Here is a 16,377-nt window from a genome sequence, read left to right as displayed (position 1 = left end):
TGGAACCGCTACAGGTGTTCGATTTTCGTCGCAAAGCTCCCATATGATGACAGGAAGCCAAAGGGAGATCGGATTATGTCGAACAAAAACACCTTTTTTGCTGCGCGTCCCGTCATCCGCAGTCTGGCGGCGGTGGCTCTGGTTGCGCCGGTTCTAACCGCATCCGGAGCAGTGGCGCAGGAAAGTGGCCGTTATCGTCTCGAACAGACCGAAACCGGCTATGTGCGTCTCGATACCAAGACCGGCGCGATTTCTGTTTGCACTGAACAGTCGCAGGGCCAGATGATCTGCAAGATGGCGACGGAAGATCGCGAGGCTTATGAAAACCATCTGGCGGATTTGCAGGATCGCGTGAAAGTGCTGGAAGACCGGCTGGCTGCCATCGATCAGAAGGGCAGCGGCAACACGGCATCTAGCTTGCCGAGTGAGCAGGAATTCGAACAATCCATGAGCTATATGGAGCGTTTTATGCGCCGTTTCATGGATATTGCCAAGAGTTTCGAGAGCGAGCCGGAAAAGCCCGCCGAAACAACGCCGACACCGCCCGGTGGGCGAACCTGATCAGGACTGAATAGCAAAAAGGCGCCGAATGGCGCCTTTTCCGTATGTGGCTCTAGGCTGCGAAGCGCTTTGTCGCTTCGATCAGCTCATGCACGATGCCCGGCTCGGTCACGGCATGGCCGCTATCCTCGACGATCTTCAGGTCGGCTTCCGGCCACAGTTTCTTGAGCTGCCATGCATTGATGAATGGCGTGCAGATATCGTAGCGGCCATGCACGATCACGCCCGGAATATGCCGGATACGCTCGACATTGCGCAAAAGCTGGTCGTCGGAATCGAGGAAGCCGCGATTCTGGAAATAGTGGCATTCGATGCGCGCAAAGGCGATTGCATATTCATCCGCGCCGAAGGCATCCACGCGTGATGGGTCGGGCAGAAGCGAGATCACCGAGCCTTCCCAGCGCGCCCAGCGACGGGCGGCTTCCAGCTGCACTTTCGGGTCACGGTCCGTCAGGCGCTTGTAATAGGCGGCAATCATGTCGCCGCGCTCGGCTTCCGGAATATGGTCCTGATAGGCTTCGAAGTGATCCGGGAAAATGATGCTGGCGCCGTTGGTATACATCCAGTCGATTTCGAACCGGCGCAGCATGAAGATGCCGCGCAACACCGCTTCCGACACGCGCTCCGGGTGGGTCTGGGCATAAGCAAGGCCAAGCGTCGAACCCCAGGAGCCGCCGAACACCTGCCATTTGTCGATGCCAAGATGCGCGCGGATATGCTCCATATCGGCCACGAGATCCCAGGTGGTGTTTTCGCGCAATTCGGCATGGGGCGTGGAGCGACCGCAACCGCGCTGGTCGAACAGGATGATGCGATAGCGCTCCGGATCGTGCAGGCGGCGCATGGCGGGCGTGATGCCGCCGCCGGGGCCGCCGTGAATCATGATCACCGGCTTGCCATCCGGGTTGCCGCACTGCTCAACATGGATGCGATGCAGCGGTGACACCTGCAGCATCTCTTCCTTGAAGGGTTCAATCTCGGGATAAAGCGTATTGCGCGTCATGAAATGCCTTCTGGTTCCCGCCCTCTGCTCACGTGTCTGGCGGGGCCTGTGTTTTTAATTGCCGGCGCAACCCTACCACACAATGCGGCCACATGGCGGCAATGAGAAATGCGAAAACACGTTAGCAACGTGATTTTTGGTTGCTCAGGATAAAAATAGGCATAAAAACTTAGTGTCTGTTCCAAAAGTGGCCATCCCGGTCTGCAAATGGCAATTTCTCCGCTTCCGGTGCTCACGTACCCAAATGTACGCTGCGCTCCGGTTCTCGAAATCACCATTTTCGCCACGGCCTGACCCTTTTTGATTCAGACACTGAGGGGTCGCATTGGATGCACCGCACGGGGAGGAACCACTTGAAATTGGCGCGCGAGGCACATGCACTTTATCATCGCTGACGATCACCCGCTTTTCCGCGGCGCATTGAGACAGGTTCTCTCGGGACAATCCGAAAACGTGGAGATTGTCGAAGTTGGCGATTTCGATGCTGTCAGGAAACTGGTTGCCGAACGCGACGATATTGACCTTCTGTTGCTCGATCTGACGATGCCCGGTGGCGCAGGTCTTTCAGGACTGGTCGCGCTGAAGGCGCTGCAACCGGCCCTGCCGGTGGTGATCGTTTCCGCCACGGATGACGCCGCCACCATCCATCATGCGGTGGAACTGGGCGCATCGGGCTTCATTTCCAAATCGGCCAGTATGGAAACCATCGGCGAAGCGGTTCGCACCGTGCTGGCAGGCGATATCTGGACGCCGGAAGGTATCGATCTCGATCACCCGAAAGACCCGGAAATCGAAGGGCTGATTGCGCGCCTGCGCACGCTGACGCCGCAGCAGACCCGTGTGCTGACCATGCTTGCCGAAGGTCTCCTCAACAAGCAGATCGCCTATGAGCTGAGCGTGTCGGAAGCGACCGTCAAGGCGCATGTTTCGGCTGTGTTGCAGAAGCTAGGCGTCGATAGCCGCACGCAGGCCGTCATTCTGCTGTCGCGCATCGGCAATGATGTAATCAGCAGCTGATCCGATTATTGCGCAGCCGTCTGTGACGAGCTTCTATCCTGTCGCGCATGATAGAAATGCGATAGCAGCGAGCGCAGGGCCGCCGGACGAAGCGGCTTGTTCAACAGGGTAATATTCTCTTCCTCGGCGCGCTGGCGCACTTCCTTGGATCGGTCGGCGGTCAGCAATATGGCCGGTATTTCCGTTTTGAAATGCTCACGCGTGTAGCCGATCATGTCGATCCCGTTTTCGTGGATCAGGTGATAATCCGCAACGATCACATCCGGCGCGGTGCTGCGATTGGCGCAGAAAGCCCTCAACGCCGCTCCGCTGCGCAGCGTCGTCACGTTGCAGCCCCAGCCGGAAAGCAGCGTTTCCATGCCGGATAGAATATCGGCATCGTTGTCGATGCACAGTACGTCTAGGCCGGTCAGTTCCAGCGCGCGTGCATGGCCGCGACGGCTCCTGGTTTCCGCCACCGGAACCGGCTCGTTTGAGACGGGAATGCGCAAGGTGAACGTGGTGCCTTTGCCCTGAACCGAGCGCACCGACAGCGGAAATGCCAGCAGCCGGGCAATGCGGTCAACGATGGACAGGCCAAGCCCCAACCCTTCCGCCTCGCGCATGCCTTCATCAAGGCGGGTGAATTCACGGAAAACGAGCTTGAGCTTGTGTTGTGGAATGCCGATGCCGGTGTCGAGCACCTGCAATTCGACAAACGCGCCGCGCCGCCGGACGCCAAGCAGCATGCCGCCGCTGCGGCTATATTTGATCGAATTGGAAACGAGGTTCTGGATCAGGCGGCGCAACATGTTGCGGTCGGTCTTCACGACGATGCTCGACGGCACCACGCGCAGTTTCAGCGCTTTCTTGCGTGCCAGCGGCGTGAAATCAGTTGCAATCTGGGTCAGCAACTTGTCCAGCCGGAACACCGAGACTTCCGGCTTCAGCGCCCCCGTATCGAGGCGCGAAATATCCAGCACCATGCCCAGAATGGCCTCGACCGCCTCCAGCGAGGAATCGATGTTGCGGGCAAATTCGCTGGTTTCAGAACGCCCCAGTTTTTCCGACAGCGCGGTGGAATAGAGGCGGGCGGCATTGAGCGGTTGCAGAATGTCGTGGCCAGCGGCAGCGAGAAAGCGCGTCTTGCCGAGATTGGCCTCTTCGGCAGCAGCCTGCGCACGCGCCAGCTCCTGGTTCACATGCGTCAGCTCCGCTGTGCGGTCGGCCACACGCTGTTCCAGCATTTCGGCGGCTTTCTGGCGCATCAGGTCCGCTTCGACAGCGGCGGTGATGTCGGTATAGGTCGCGACGATGCCGCCATCCGGCATTGGATTGGACTGGATTTCCAGGGTCTTGTCGGTGGATTTCATTTTCATGCGCAACGGCTTGCGGCTGGCCGTCAGCGAATGAATGACATTGGCGCGCATATTGAAGGCGATGTCTTCGCGACGGGTCAGATGCTCGACGATTTCCGAAACCGGTATGCCGACCTGCATCACCTCGTCGGGCAGGTTGAGCAGGGTGCGGAACTGGCGGTTCCAGAAGGCCAGCCGGAAGTCCTTGTCGAACACCGTGATGCCCTGTTCCATCTGGTCAAGCGCGATCTGCAGCAGATCGCGGTTTTGTTGAAGCGCAGCGGAAGCATCGTCAAGCAGCTGGCGCGCATCCCGCCCGGAAGCATCGTTGCGTTGCAAAAGCAGCGACAGAACAAGCCGCGCCGACGCCGTGCCGACCGCCGTGCCGAGCAATTGTTCGGCATAGCGGATCAGGGGCGTGTCCACCGTCATGCCCGGATCGAGCCTGCGTTGTTCATGGCCTTCAAATCGCAGGAAGGCGCGCTCGACACGCTCGGAGCCGAGATAGCGCGCCATGGTGGCTTTCAGTTCGGCGACAGTGACTGTGGTGCGGAAGCGCTTCAGGGTTGGCGCGGCGATGGAATAGCGCGGCAGGAAGATGCTGGCCTGAATGCGCTCCAGCGGCGTTGAGGCGCGCGACAGCGAACCGAGAATATAGAACAGCGTATTGGCGGCAAGGCTCCAGATCACGCCATTGGTCAGCGGCAGCGCATCGGTGCCGAACAACGCTTCGGGGCGCAGCGCCGTGAAGCCGAGAAAACCGTCGCGCAAGATGGCGGCGTCTTCGGGCGCCATGGTGGGCAGCAGCAGTGTATAGGCCCAGACGAGGAAGCCGGCCGAGAGGCCAAGCATCGCGCCGCGCCCGTTGGCATTGCGCCAGAACAGGCCGCCGATGAAGGCCGGCGCAAATTGCGCAATAGCCGCAAAGGACACAAAGCCGATCGAGGCGAGATGGATGTTGTTGGAGGTGAAACGATAATAGGCGAAGGCGAGCGCCAGAATGGCGATGATTGTCACGCGCCGTGTATTGAGAATGACCTTGGTGAGGTCAGGCTGTTCGGCGGGATGGCGCTTGGCCATGCTGCGGATGAAAAGCGGCAGCACGAGATGGTTGGAAATCATGATCGAAAGCGCCACGCAGGCGACGATCACCATGGCGGTTGCAGCGGACAATCCGCCGAGGAAGGCAATGAGCGCCATCCAGTGCGCTTCGGCGGCAAGCGGCAGGGCCAGCACGTAAAGGTCGCCGCTGACCGTGTTGCCGAGCGTCATCACGCCGATCAATGCAATCGGAAAGACGAAGATATTGATCAGCACCAGATAGACCGGGAACAGCCAGGATGCGGTGCGCAGCTCCTTGTCGCTGCGGCTTTCAACAACCGTGACGTGGAACTGGCGCGGCAGCATGATGATGGCCGCAGCACTGAGAGCCGTCTGGATGATCCAGGTGCCGATGGAGGTCTGGTAGTGGAAGGCCTTCAGCGCATCCGTGGATTGGGAAACCTGGCTGATGAGCTGCGAGGGCGAGCCGAACAGAAAGAAGGTGCAGGCGAGACCGACCGTCAGGAATGCACAGAGCTTGATGACGGATTCCACCGCAATGGCGAGGATCAGCCCGTTCTGGTGTTCGGTCGCATCCGTATGGCGCGTGCCGAACAGGATCGCGAAGACGGCCAGCACGGCAGCGACAGCCAGCGAAATATCGCCGAAGATGAAAGCCGGTGGCGCGACGGTGCGGCCATAATGGTCCATCACCAGCCCGACACTGCCGGCCACGGCTTTCAGCTGCAAGGCGATATAGGGGATCGACCCAACCGCGGCGATGCAGGTGGCGAGCGACGCCACGCCGAAACTCTTGCCGTAACGGGCGGCCAGAAAATCGGCGATGGAGGTGATGCGCTCCGCCTTGGCCAGCCGCACGATATGGCGCAGCAGCCGGTTGCCAAGCGTGAAAACCAGAATGGGGCCGATATAGATGCCGAGAAACTCCAGTCCGCGCTGGGCGGACAGGCCGACCGAGCCGAAAAAAGTCCAGGACGTGCAATAAACCGCGAGGCTCAGCGCATAGACATAGGGACGAGGCGCACTGTTCCAGCGCGACGATCTGCGGTCACCGATACTGGCGACAGCAAAGAGAAGCAGCAGGTACAAGAAGGCAGCGCCGATGATTCCCCAGCCTTGCATAGGCGGTTTTATTCCTCTCCCAGGTCTTCAAGTCTGTTTGACGCAAGCACTTTCACGCCATGCACGCAAGAATATTGATGGAAAACGGGATGTTTTACCGGCGGATACACGTGTTTATCTTTTCTTTGAAGATTTTCGAATACAAACTGCGAGCACATCCTGAAAAGTGTGAAACGGTTTTCGGATGGGATGTGCGTGAAAACAAATATTTGGAGCGGCGATCTGATGCAATCGGATCGAAATGCGCTCTGAGAGTGTGTCGGGATATGTGCGGTTTCGCAAAGATTGTGGAATCGTTCCTCTCTCGTCAATTGAATACAGTATAGTTTGATAGAACGGTTCTTCGAGCCTCCCCCAGTCAGGAGCAGTTCTATCGTTCACCGTCAGAGCTATCTGACGCCAGATTAATTCGACGAGCGCACGGCAACAACGACGGCCCGGTTATGCAGTCGCACTCGTGAGGGAGACAGGCTAATGTTGAAAGAATTCAGGGAATTCGCTCTCAAGGGCAATATGGTCGATCTGGCCATCGGTGTGATCATTGGCGGTGCTTTCGGTGGCCTCGTCAATTCCATCGTCAACGATATCATCATGCCGATCATCGGTCTGATTACCGGCGGTATCGACTTCTCGAACATGTTCATCCAGCTTGCCGGTGAGCCGAAGACCACCTTGGCCGCCGCTCGTGAAGCCGGTGCGACCGTTGCTTATGGTAACTTCGTCACCCTGCTGATCAATTTCCTGATCATCGCCTGGGTTCTGTTCCTCGTCGTCAAGGGCATGAACCGCATGAAGAAGAAGGAAGAAGCAAAGCCTGAGCCGGAAGCCCCGCGCGAGGAAGTGCTGCTGACGGAAATCCGCGATCTGCTTTCCAAGAAGGCCTGATCGGGATTTTTTCTTTCGGTATTGTAAAGCGGAGCCTGCAAAGGCTCCGTTTTCTTTTGGGCATTCATCAATACCGATGATCGGATCATCACAAAATGCCGAGTGATTTTGTGGTCGGGTCTTGCTAAGGCCGATATACACATACCAAGCAGCGCAGGATCATCATGACACTTTTAGCCAGTCTCCGCCGCGAAGCAGCGCAAGCGCCAGAAAGCGGCATTGTCGCCGTTGCCAATCATGGCCGAGGCCGCGAGGGTCTTATTCCGTTGTGGGTCGGCGAGGGCGATCTGCCGACACCAGATTTCATTCGCGATGCGGCACAGAAGAGCATCACCGACGGCGAGACCTTCTATACCTGGCAGGCCGGTATTCCCGAACTGCGCGAGGCGCTGGCCCGTTATCATGCGCGTCACTTCCCGCTGCCCCTGAAGCCGGAGAATTTCTATGTCACCGGTTCCGGCATGCATGCCATCGAAATGGCGCTGACGGCGACAGTCGGTGCGGGCGAGGAAGCGATCTATCTGTCCCCGGCCTGGCCGAATTTCGTCGGCGCAGCCGGTCTCGCAGGTGCAGTGCCCGTTGCGGTCGAACTGGAATTCGGCGCGAATGGCTGGGTGCTCGACCCGGAGAAAATCGCTGCCGCCATCACGCCGCGCACGCGCGCGCTGTTCATCAATACGCCGTCCAACCCGACCGGATGGACGGCTGATCGCGAGACACTGCGTTTTATCCTCGATCTCGCGCGCAAGCACGGGCTCTGGATCATCGCCGACGAGATCTATACGCATTTCTATTATGGCGGCGGCCATGCCCCGTCCTTCATGGAAATCATGGAGCCCGACGACCGCATCATCTTCGTCAATTCCTTCTCGAAGAATTGGGCCATGACGGGCTGGCGCGTGGGTTGGATGACCGTGCATCCTTCCGTCGGTCCTGTGATCGAAAACATGATCCAGTATTCCAATTCCGGCGTGGCGCCGTTCATGCAGCGCGGTGCAGTGGCGGCGCTCGATCAGGGCGAACCGTTTATTGCCATGCAGGTGGAGCGCGCCCGCGCCACCCGCGACAGGCTGTGTTCGGCCTTGCAGGCAACCGGCAAGGTGCGCCTCACGCCGCCGCAAGGCGCATTTTATCTGTTCTTCGGCGTTGAAGGCGTGACTGATTCCGTCAAGGCGGCCATCGATATGATCGACCGGGCCAATGTGGGCCTCGCACCCGGCAGCGCCTTCGGACAAGGCGGAGAGGCATTCTTCCGCCTTTGCTTCGGTCGTGCGCCGCATCAGATCGACGAGGCCGCAGCGCGGCTCGTAAAATGGATCGAGCAGCTTTAATTGAAAAAAGGCCGGTGAAAACCGGCCTTTTTTCATTCAGCACTTTGCGAAGCGCTTAGCCGCCCGCCTTGGAAACCATCAGCGGCACAACGCGCTCAGAACTGGCTGCCTGCGGGGCATCGTTTTCGGCAAAGGGAATGCCAAGCGCGTTCCAGACTTCCAGCAACGCATCCTTCAACCCGTCGATCAGCGCATCGTCATGCAGCGGCGACGGCGTGATGCGCAGGCGTTCGGTGCCGCGTGGCACGGTCGGATAGTTGATTGGCTGGATATAGATGCCATGCACATCGAGCAGCCGATCGCTGGCCTTCTTGCAAAGCTCGGGATCGCCGACCAGCACGGGCACGATATGCGTGTCTGAAGGCATGACGGGCAGGCCCGCTGCCGAAAGCACGTCCTTGGCCTGCTGCGCCTGACGCTGCTGACCATCGCGCTCGACTTGTGATGCCTTGAGATGGCGGATCGAAGCCGTTGCAGCCGCTGCTACCGATGGCGGCAGGGCGGTCGTGAAGATGAAGCCCGGCGCATAGGAGCGAACAGCGTCGATAATGGCGCGTGAGCCGGTGATATAGCCGCCAAGCGCACCGAAAGCCTTGGCAAGCGTACCTTCGATAATGTCGATGCGGTGCGCCAGACCATCACGGTCGGTGATGCCGCCGCCGCGCGTGCCGTACATGCCGACGGCATGAACTTCATCGATATAGGTCATGGCATTATATTTGTCGGCCAGATCGGCAATCTTTTCGATTGGCGCAATATCGCCATCCATCGAATAGACGGATTCGAACACGATCAGCTTGGCGCGCGCCGGATCGGCGGCCTTCAAAAGCTGTTCCAGATGCTCGACGTCGTTGTGACGGAAAATCTTCTTCTCTGCGCCCGAGCGGCGCACGCCTTCGATCATCGAGGCATGGTTCAGCTCGTCGGACAGGATCAGGCAGTTTGGCAACAGGCGCGCAATGGTCGAGATCGAGGCTTCGTTGGAAATGAAACCGGAGGTGAAAACCAGACCGGCTTCCTTGCCGTGCAGATCGGCCAGCTCGGCTTCCAGCTCAACCAGCGGATGGTTGTTGCCGGAAATGTTGCGCGTGCCGCCAGCGCCGGAACCGGCATTGCTTGCGGTGTCGCACATGGCCTTGATCACGTCGGGATGGTGACCCATGCCGAGATAATCGTTGGAACACCAGACGGTGATTTCACGGGCCGTGCCGTTGTTTCGCCAGATCGCGCGGGGGAAACGTCCGACGATGCGTTCAAGATCGGCGAAAACGCGGTAACGCTTCTCGGCGTGCAACTGATCAATCGCTTCTTCGAAAAACCGGCGATAATCCATCATGCGCTCCTTAGAGGGCCGCGCGTCCTTCCGGACGCACAAAACTCGCTCTAACTATTTGATTCGACGCACCGTGTTTCCGAAAAATCGCTCCCGATTTTTAGGCCGATGCGCTTGTCTTTGCCTTAACTAGCGCTTTTGGCCTTTGTCGTCCATGGCGCGGTTGCGGGCAATTTGCCACGTTTTATTGAAGCAGCATTGATCGAGATCAAGCAAATGCAGCCAAAAGCGCGGGGCTGGCAGATATCGGTGTTCACGCATTCTTGTCGCGACATAACACAGCGTGATTCGTGCGGGCATAGATTTGCCAGCAAAAAACACCAATATGTCGCTGATTAGTTCCCCGTGAAAGACAACCCACTTATGAAGTCCGCTTTGCCGCCCATGCACTATCCAGCGTCAAACGAGTTGGATTGGGCCGCCTATTGGCGCGCTTCGTCGGCACAGCAGTTCAAGTTGCGCTGGCGTCATGCGCGGCTGTCTGTTCCCAAAAGACGCAGCAAGGCCAATCTGATTGCGTCGTCTGGAAGTTTCGCGGCTTTGCTGCCGGACGATCTGCCGCTGATCTGCGTGGTGCGCAATGCCGCCGCTTATCTGAATTCGTTCCTGCGTTATTATCGTGCGCTGGGTGTCACACGTTTTATCGTCGTGGATGACAAGTCGGATGACGGGACGGCTGAGATTCTCGCCAATGCCGCCGATGTCGATCTGTTCGTTTCCGATGTTCGCTATGCGGAGGCCAATCGCGGGCGCGCCTGGCGCGATGCGATATTCAATATTTACGGTCGCCGCCGCTGGTATCTTTCGGTGGATGCAGACGAGTTCTTCGTCTTTCCACGCATGGAACAGCGCAGCCTGCGCGATTTCATTCAGGAACTGGAAGCGAGCGGAATCCGGCGCTGTCTGGCGCCGATGATCGACATGTATCCCGCCGGTCTGCTGCGCGACGGCGTATTTGTTGATGACGGAACGCAATATCCGTTTGAAGTGTCGTCACATTTCGATGGCGATGGTTACACGGTGCAGCAAGAGCGCTTCGGCGTCGCCGTGCGCGGCGGTCCGCGCCAGCGCCTTTTTGGACGCAGCATGCGCCTGTCCAAGTTTCCGTTGATCTGGGTCGACCATAAGACCGATTACCGCCGGGGCAGTATTCACGGGCCGGGCCCTTGCTTCCGCAACTATTTGCCTGTCACCGGCGCGCTGCTGCACTACCGGTTTTCGTCGCGCTCGGTTGAAGAGTTCCAGCGGATTGCGTCGGAAGGAAGCCACGCAGGCGGATCGGAGCATTACAAAGCTATCGTCGGAAGCGGCCGGTTTTCCGACGACCTGTCGCTGGTCTATTCCGGCTCCGTTCAATATACGGGACCGGAATGTCTGGTCGAACGCGGCTTTATGGTGGATTTGCAGAAGCGGTTAGCTAATCATACTGCGATGAAAGCTTCGGTTTGATTGCTAATCTGAGTTTGATCATGGGATTGGCTTCGCTTTGACAGAATCTAAATTCAATGATCGCGATCACCTTGGTTACGGACGCTGGCGAGCGTGATTGTTCGCCATAACGCGCGAACGCCTCTTTTTATTATAGTGCGATTGTGAACGGCGAGATGTGAACCAGCCCAGCGCAAGGGCTGAGTGACACGCCAAGACGAGCTGGATCTAAGCGAATTTAACTCGCCTTGGGCTGCTGCAAGCGCCGCCTGCAGATTTAACACCTTGCTTTCGGTCTCATTGCGCAAGGCGGTTTCCTGCGTAAGCGCATTTTGCAAAGCCGCCGCCGTGTTTTCAAGGCGCCCCATTTCAACATGAGGAATTCTCAGGACATTGGACAACTGTCCCCGTGTCACATTGGTCTTGCGTTCGCGACTGACGGGCCACTGATGCTTGTCCGTTTGGAACAGGTCCATGTCTATACCGTGCGCTGGGAGACCAGTAACAGAAAGAGCATAGTTGAGCGATAATTGGTCCCTTCGTGAATAGCGAAGTATCTGTTCGTACCATAGGCGCATTGCTTCGCGTAGGTGGGCGGTGTGTCGGCGCGCCATAAAATTGGTCGCGTATGGCTTTTCTTCCAGTACGGCAGGACGTACTGCTGCATAGGTGATCATCTGTTCGTAAATGCGTGATGGATCGTCGTAGCCAGCGGCGTCGACGGCGTCGAATTCGCCTGCGACGCTCTCGCGATAACCATGCAACGGAAGTGTAAAATCCGCATCGGCGAGCCACTCATCAAGAATAGACTCAGGCGTTGCGCGAAGAACTATGGAATTGTCGATCCATAAGGACTCGTCATATTCGCCCAATATGTCCGGTCCCATAACCTTCAGATACCGAGCGCTGCGAATAGTGTCCCTCGGGAATCTTGGTTCAATCAACCGAATTTCCCAACTTTCGCTGACAAGAGCCGGGTCATCTGTGAAGCAGATGAAATCGATTTTGCTGCTCTCTGCTACGGGTTGTTCGTTGAGAAGTTCATACGCACCAATGAGTGCCGTGTACACCACACGCCTCGGAGCCGTCTCCGTTGAATTTGGGTGACCAAGTTTGTGCGTCTGGAGTCCGCCGTTATCGGCTGGCATCTGAAACAGTACTGTATCGTTGATGATCGTATCGGAACTAACCAGGAGAGCGTCTTGTAAATATAGTGAAAGGTCAGAAATTTGATGTTCCAGGCGGCTGGGGTTAGCACCGTCTAGTTTGACGATTTTCTCCGAATGCTTTTCCAGAACATAGAGTGAATAATCTTTTGCAAGTTTCGATATTTCTGTGGGGCGCATATGTAGAATTTCGAGTACGACTGCCCAATTTGCGGCTTGCTCGAAGAGCTTCTTTGCACCTGCCAGCACGGAAAACTCGTGGCCCTCGACATCAATTTTGATGCAGATATTCGTTGGCTGGATATCCAGAAATTCATGATCCAGCGTAGTTACGGCGACGGAAATATCGGAATGCCTATGATTATGACCAAAAACCGTCTCGTCTGTCTCTTTCGGTAGACCGGAAGTTCCAGACCAGTCTTCATCGACCACAAAAATGGTCGATTCCTTAACAGCCTCGGCGACAGCCCGTTCGATCAGCCGGACGGGTGTTCCACTCTCCGATAGCGTCTTCCTCAAATAAGGAAGTATGCGTGGGTTCGGTTCAAATGCAACGATTTCTGCTTTAACGGGTAAATCAGCTGAAACCAGCATCTCCCCATAATTGCACCCGACATCGACCACGTAGTCCCACGGACACAGCTTCAACGCGACATTCCAAAGGGCCAAAGAATACGGGGCCAATGTCCCATCGGAACCCGCAAGTTGTTCACCGCGCTTATCGGTGGGATCAAAGTAAATCCGTTTCCCAGATCTATTGATAATGCTTTGGTCGATTTGCATCGGTGAATTACCTAAATTGTTGTCACTGCGATTCTGTAAATTCCGATTGTCTAAGTTAGACATTACGCAGTTAGATCGGGCACGAATCAGTAGGGCGGACTCACATTTTATGAGTCCAACGCAGACTAAGAATATCTAAAGCTAACCCAGCAGGCACTTCCGCAGGAACTGTAGCCATATATCGTTACGCCGGATCGTCAGGCGCGGAATGCCGAACGGATCGTCTGTTGGTTTTGCGCGACGTCTTTCCGTCGTGGTTGCATATTTATAGCCTGCCTGCTCGACGATCTTGCGCGTTCTGTCATTCTCGCCGCCATAGGGATAGGCGAAGGAGATCACTTCCTGCCCGAGCAAATCCTCGATCTTTTCGCGGGATTGCCGGATCTGCACTTGCGCCTCTGCATCGCTGGCCTCACGCAGATTGATATGGTCGAGCGTGTGGGATCCCACCTCGTGACCGAGCGCGGCCCATTCCCGCATTTCGGTGGCGCTCATGCAATTGGCCCGCGCCACGCCGATTTTCTGATCCCAGAGGTTGAAGCCGCCGATCTGGTTGGCGACGAAATAATTCGTGGCGGTGAAGCCATGCTCCTGCAAGACAGGCAGTGCGTTACGGAACACATTTTCAAAGCCGTCATCGAAGGTGATGACCGCGACTTTGCCCTTTTTGCCGCCATAGATGTAGGGCAGTGCATCCTTGAACGACAATCCCTGGTAACCGAGGCGTTTCAGCCAGGCCATCTGGCTGCGAAAGCGGTCGGGATGCACGGTCATGCTACGAAAAGGCGCCTTGTGCCGGGGCGGAACATCAATCTGGTGATAAAGAAGAATTGGAACTGACAAGGCAATCCTCACGAGAATATTCCAGCAAAGCTGCGCGGTTTCGCGGGTCGCGACATGCGCAAGACAAATAGCTAGGGCAGTTCTATTTCAAAGGAAACCGCTTTATCCTTTAAGAGAGCGGGATTTGATTTTCCAGCGATAAAGCGGACGCAGGATTTCCCGCTTCAGCTTATCAGGCAGTGAACGGGATTTCTGGATAGTGCTGCCACCTAATCGCACTGACACTTCACGTACGCCGCCGGGCAGGACGGAAAGCGGCTTCAGCCCCGTCACCCAGTTCATCTGCGCCGTGGTGTCCACCGGCCGGTCAAACGTCTCGGTCGCGGCCAGCAGCCGTCTTGCAGCCTCCCGCCCGACAAGCTGGGCAACCATGCCAAGGCCAACCGGTACAGGCAGGATAACACGAACGCCGTCGATATTCAGCACTTCCCGGCCCGTTTCCCGTTCGCGGAAGGGGAAACGGATGAAACTGTCATGGTCAACGAGTTGCAGAGCAGCCTGAAAAGCCGCTGCAAATTCCGGCGTCAGCTCGACATCGTCTTCCAGCACGAAACCAGCGTCGATCTTCTGATCGACAATGGCTTGCCATGCCTTGCGATGCGACAGAAAGCAGGCAATCTCATTGGTGCTGAGGGGGAAGGGGTAGTGCGGCTTGTGCACCGAGCGGCGATAGACGCGCTGGATGGTGTCTTCATCGAGCACGCGCCCGTCAATGGCGTCAATCACTTCCGCCCGCATTGGCAGGCTTTCAATGAGCTGCGCCACCTGCGGCTGACGATCACTCGCCCGCTTCAGATGGATGATGAAAGCCTTGACGGCCCTCTTTGGGCCGTCTTCCAATGCCACAGAACCGGCCCTCTTCGGGCCGTCTGGTTTTTGCTGCGCGGCAGGTTGTTGTGATCCGCCTTGCGCTGGAGATTCATGACGCGTTTCATTCATGGCATCTATGTAGCGTGGAGCCGGTTAAAAAGCTGTAGGATTTTTCGCGCGATCAAGGCTGGCGATCAGATCGGCTTCCAGCCCGGTTCAACAATGTCGGCCTCGGCGCGCCAGAGATCGGCATAATCGACATTCTGCCAGTCCTTGAACCATGGACCGCCGCTCGTGTAATGCACGACTTTCGGCAGGCCGTGTTCCGGCTTTTCGTTCCAGCCTTCAAGCCAGTTATACTCGGTCGGCAATGCGCCGATTTCATCATCAGCAGCCCATTGCATGCGATGCAGGAAAGCGCCCGTTTCGCGGTTGACGAGTTCCGGCGTCAGCTGGCGCGTCGAAGGATGTTCGCAGTTGAACAACATGCAGGACGACCAGTTCTTGCGCGGATAGGTCGTCTGCACCTTGCCGTCCATCTTGACGCTGTCTTTCGGCTGATAGTCGTGCTGAACGCAATAAACCGCCTTTGACGGGTCGTTATAGGCCTGCAATCCGGCAATATCGCCGAGAAACAGGAAGTCGCAATCGCAGAACAGCGCCCAGCCCTTATAGCCCGCAAGCCATGGGGTGAAGAAGCGAGAATAGGTGAATTCCGTGGAGGCCAGCGGATCGATGTCGCGCGTATAGACGCCCTGATCAACCAAATCCTGCAGCTTGATCGGCACAATCTCGAGCGGAATGGAAGAATGCTTCAGCGCCGAGGCCTTGGCGACTTCATAAGCGATCGGTTCGCGGGAATCCCAGCCAATAAAAATGCGTAACGGTTCAGTCATTCAAATACTCCTTTAACGAGATCTGCTGCCAAGACCCGAGCTAATCGGGTTATTCGATGATACTGATGCGTCCGGAGGCCACTTTTTTCTCTACCCAGCCGCGTTCATCGCCCCATGTGTGTCGCTTCCAGCCTTCCCAGGTGAAACCGCACAGCTTCACGTCCCAGCTTTCGGCTGGGCATTCGCCCAGCATGTGCCAGATGCCGAAAAAGCCGGTGCTCGGAAACACCTTGCTCAAGTTCTCTTCGCCGACACCCAGTTCCTTGCAGCCGTCAATGTAGAACTGCGGCGGCATGAGGCGGATTTCCTTGCCAGCGCCGCCCACGACCTCGATGGTCTCGACGGTCCAGTCGGAACGCCGTCCCTTGAGGCGCGAGAGAATGTTCGGCTTGGGGTGGTACAGGCGCATGATGCTCGGATGATAAGCGAGCATGACTTCCTTCGCGGCCTTGAATGTCGGGGTCTGCACAAAGCCCGGATCGCGCAGGCGGCGCTGCATCGGCTTGCTGGAGGTCGCCAGTATCAGAAGGTCGGTCCGCGTGCCGCTCATGCCGATGGACTGCTTGGGCTCGTTGAAACGAACCACGAAATCCGCTGCATCGACCTCGCGCGACAGGTCGCGGGGGAGGGGAGCGTTACCGACTATAATGAGCGTTTTTTTCATTCTTACCGGCTTGCATCGACTTTAGAAGGCACTCGACCTCCCGTCTAACCGGAAAAGTTTCACTTTAAAAGAGCAACCTAAATTAGAAGAAAAATTATTTGAGCTAAATTTGTAGGATTTCGCCAATCACATTGCA

The 16,377-nt window shown here is 57.0% G+C and carries 13 protein-coding genes; 5 read left to right on the top strand and 8 right to left on the bottom strand.

What is annotated here, in order from left to right:
- Positions 1 to 75: 75 nt before the first annotated feature.
- Positions 76 to 561, top strand: a complete 486-nt coding sequence (locus FHW00_RS10885) for a hypothetical protein (protein ID WP_078337919.1) — start codon at positions 76 to 78, stop codon at positions 559 to 561.
- Positions 562 to 613: 52 nt separating this feature from the next.
- Here FHW00_RS10885 and pip read toward each other — a convergent pair whose 3' ends face one another.
- Complete coding sequence (gene pip / locus FHW00_RS10880; RefSeq protein ID WP_078337920.1) at positions 614 to 1,564, bottom strand: prolyl aminopeptidase; 951 nt, start codon at positions 1,562 to 1,564, stop codon at positions 614 to 616.
- 375 nt (positions 1,565 to 1,939) lie between these two features.
- Between pip and FHW00_RS10875 the strand changes: the two genes are divergently transcribed.
- Complete coding sequence (locus tag FHW00_RS10875; protein ID WP_078337921.1) at positions 1,940 to 2,581, top strand: response regulator transcription factor; 642 nt, start codon at positions 1,940 to 1,942, stop codon at positions 2,579 to 2,581.
- Between the two features lie 5 nt (positions 2,582 to 2,586).
- Here FHW00_RS10875 and FHW00_RS10870 read toward each other — a convergent pair whose 3' ends face one another.
- Complete coding sequence (locus tag FHW00_RS10870; protein ID WP_078337922.1) at positions 2,587 to 6,102, bottom strand: PAS domain-containing hybrid sensor histidine kinase/response regulator; 3,516 nt, start codon at positions 6,100 to 6,102, stop codon at positions 2,587 to 2,589.
- A gap of 474 nt (positions 6,103 to 6,576) precedes the next feature.
- Between FHW00_RS10870 and mscL the strand changes: the two genes are divergently transcribed.
- Together mscL and FHW00_RS10860 are read left to right on the top strand one after the other, a co-directional pair.
- Positions 6,577 to 6,987 (top strand): large conductance mechanosensitive channel protein MscL, encoded by a 411-nt coding sequence (gene mscL / locus FHW00_RS10865; protein WP_078337924.1) that lies wholly within the window; start codon positions 6,577 to 6,579, stop codon positions 6,985 to 6,987.
- Positions 6,988 to 7,151: 164 nt separating this feature from the next.
- On the top strand, positions 7,152 to 8,318 hold the full coding sequence (locus tag FHW00_RS10860) for a pyridoxal phosphate-dependent aminotransferase (protein WP_078337925.1): 1,167 nt from the start codon (positions 7,152 to 7,154) through the stop codon (positions 8,316 to 8,318).
- Between the two features lie 55 nt (positions 8,319 to 8,373).
- Here FHW00_RS10860 and hemA read toward each other — a convergent pair whose 3' ends face one another.
- Entirely contained in the window at positions 8,374 to 9,651 is a 1,278-nt protein-coding gene (hemA, locus tag FHW00_RS10855) for a 5-aminolevulinate synthase (RefSeq protein WP_078337926.1), read from the bottom strand.
- A gap of 363 nt (positions 9,652 to 10,014) precedes the next feature.
- Between hemA and FHW00_RS10850 the strand changes: the two genes are divergently transcribed.
- Positions 10,015 to 11,100: a glycosyltransferase family 2 protein gene (locus FHW00_RS10850; RefSeq protein ID WP_078337927.1), complete on the top strand. Its 1,086-nt coding sequence runs from the start codon at positions 10,015 to 10,017 to the stop codon at positions 11,098 to 11,100.
- Positions 11,101 to 11,153: 53 nt separating this feature from the next.
- Here FHW00_RS10850 and FHW00_RS10845 read toward each other — a convergent pair whose 3' ends face one another.
- The 5 genes from FHW00_RS10845 to FHW00_RS10825 form a co-directional block, all read right to left on the bottom strand.
- Positions 11,154 to 13,028, bottom strand: coding sequence for an FkbM family methyltransferase (locus FHW00_RS10845; protein ID WP_162762620.1), 1,875 nt, complete (start codon positions 13,026 to 13,028; stop codon positions 11,154 to 11,156).
- 141 nt (positions 13,029 to 13,169) lie between these two features.
- Positions 13,170 to 13,871, bottom strand: coding sequence for a polysaccharide deacetylase family protein (locus FHW00_RS10840; protein ID WP_078337929.1), 702 nt, complete (start codon positions 13,869 to 13,871; stop codon positions 13,170 to 13,172).
- 102 nt (positions 13,872 to 13,973) lie between these two features.
- Positions 13,974 to 14,717: a glycosyltransferase family 25 protein gene (locus FHW00_RS10835; protein ID WP_445557894.1), complete on the bottom strand. Its 744-nt coding sequence runs from the start codon at positions 14,715 to 14,717 to the stop codon at positions 13,974 to 13,976.
- Between the two features lie 158 nt (positions 14,718 to 14,875).
- Positions 14,876 to 15,577, bottom strand: coding sequence for a glycosyltransferase (locus FHW00_RS10830; protein WP_078337931.1), 702 nt, complete (start codon positions 15,575 to 15,577; stop codon positions 14,876 to 14,878).
- 49 nt (positions 15,578 to 15,626) lie between these two features.
- Complete coding sequence (locus FHW00_RS10825; RefSeq protein ID WP_078337932.1) at positions 15,627 to 16,241, bottom strand: hypothetical protein; 615 nt, start codon at positions 16,239 to 16,241, stop codon at positions 15,627 to 15,629.
- Between the last annotated feature and the right edge of the window lie 136 nt (positions 16,242 to 16,377).

The organism is Ochrobactrum sp. P6BSIII, assembly GCF_014138065.1.
Taxonomy (GTDB): Bacteria; Pseudomonadota; Alphaproteobacteria; order Rhizobiales; family Rhizobiaceae; genus Brucella.
The sequence above is the reverse complement of the archived record's forward strand: the minus strand, read 5'-3'. Positions and strand labels throughout refer to the sequence as shown.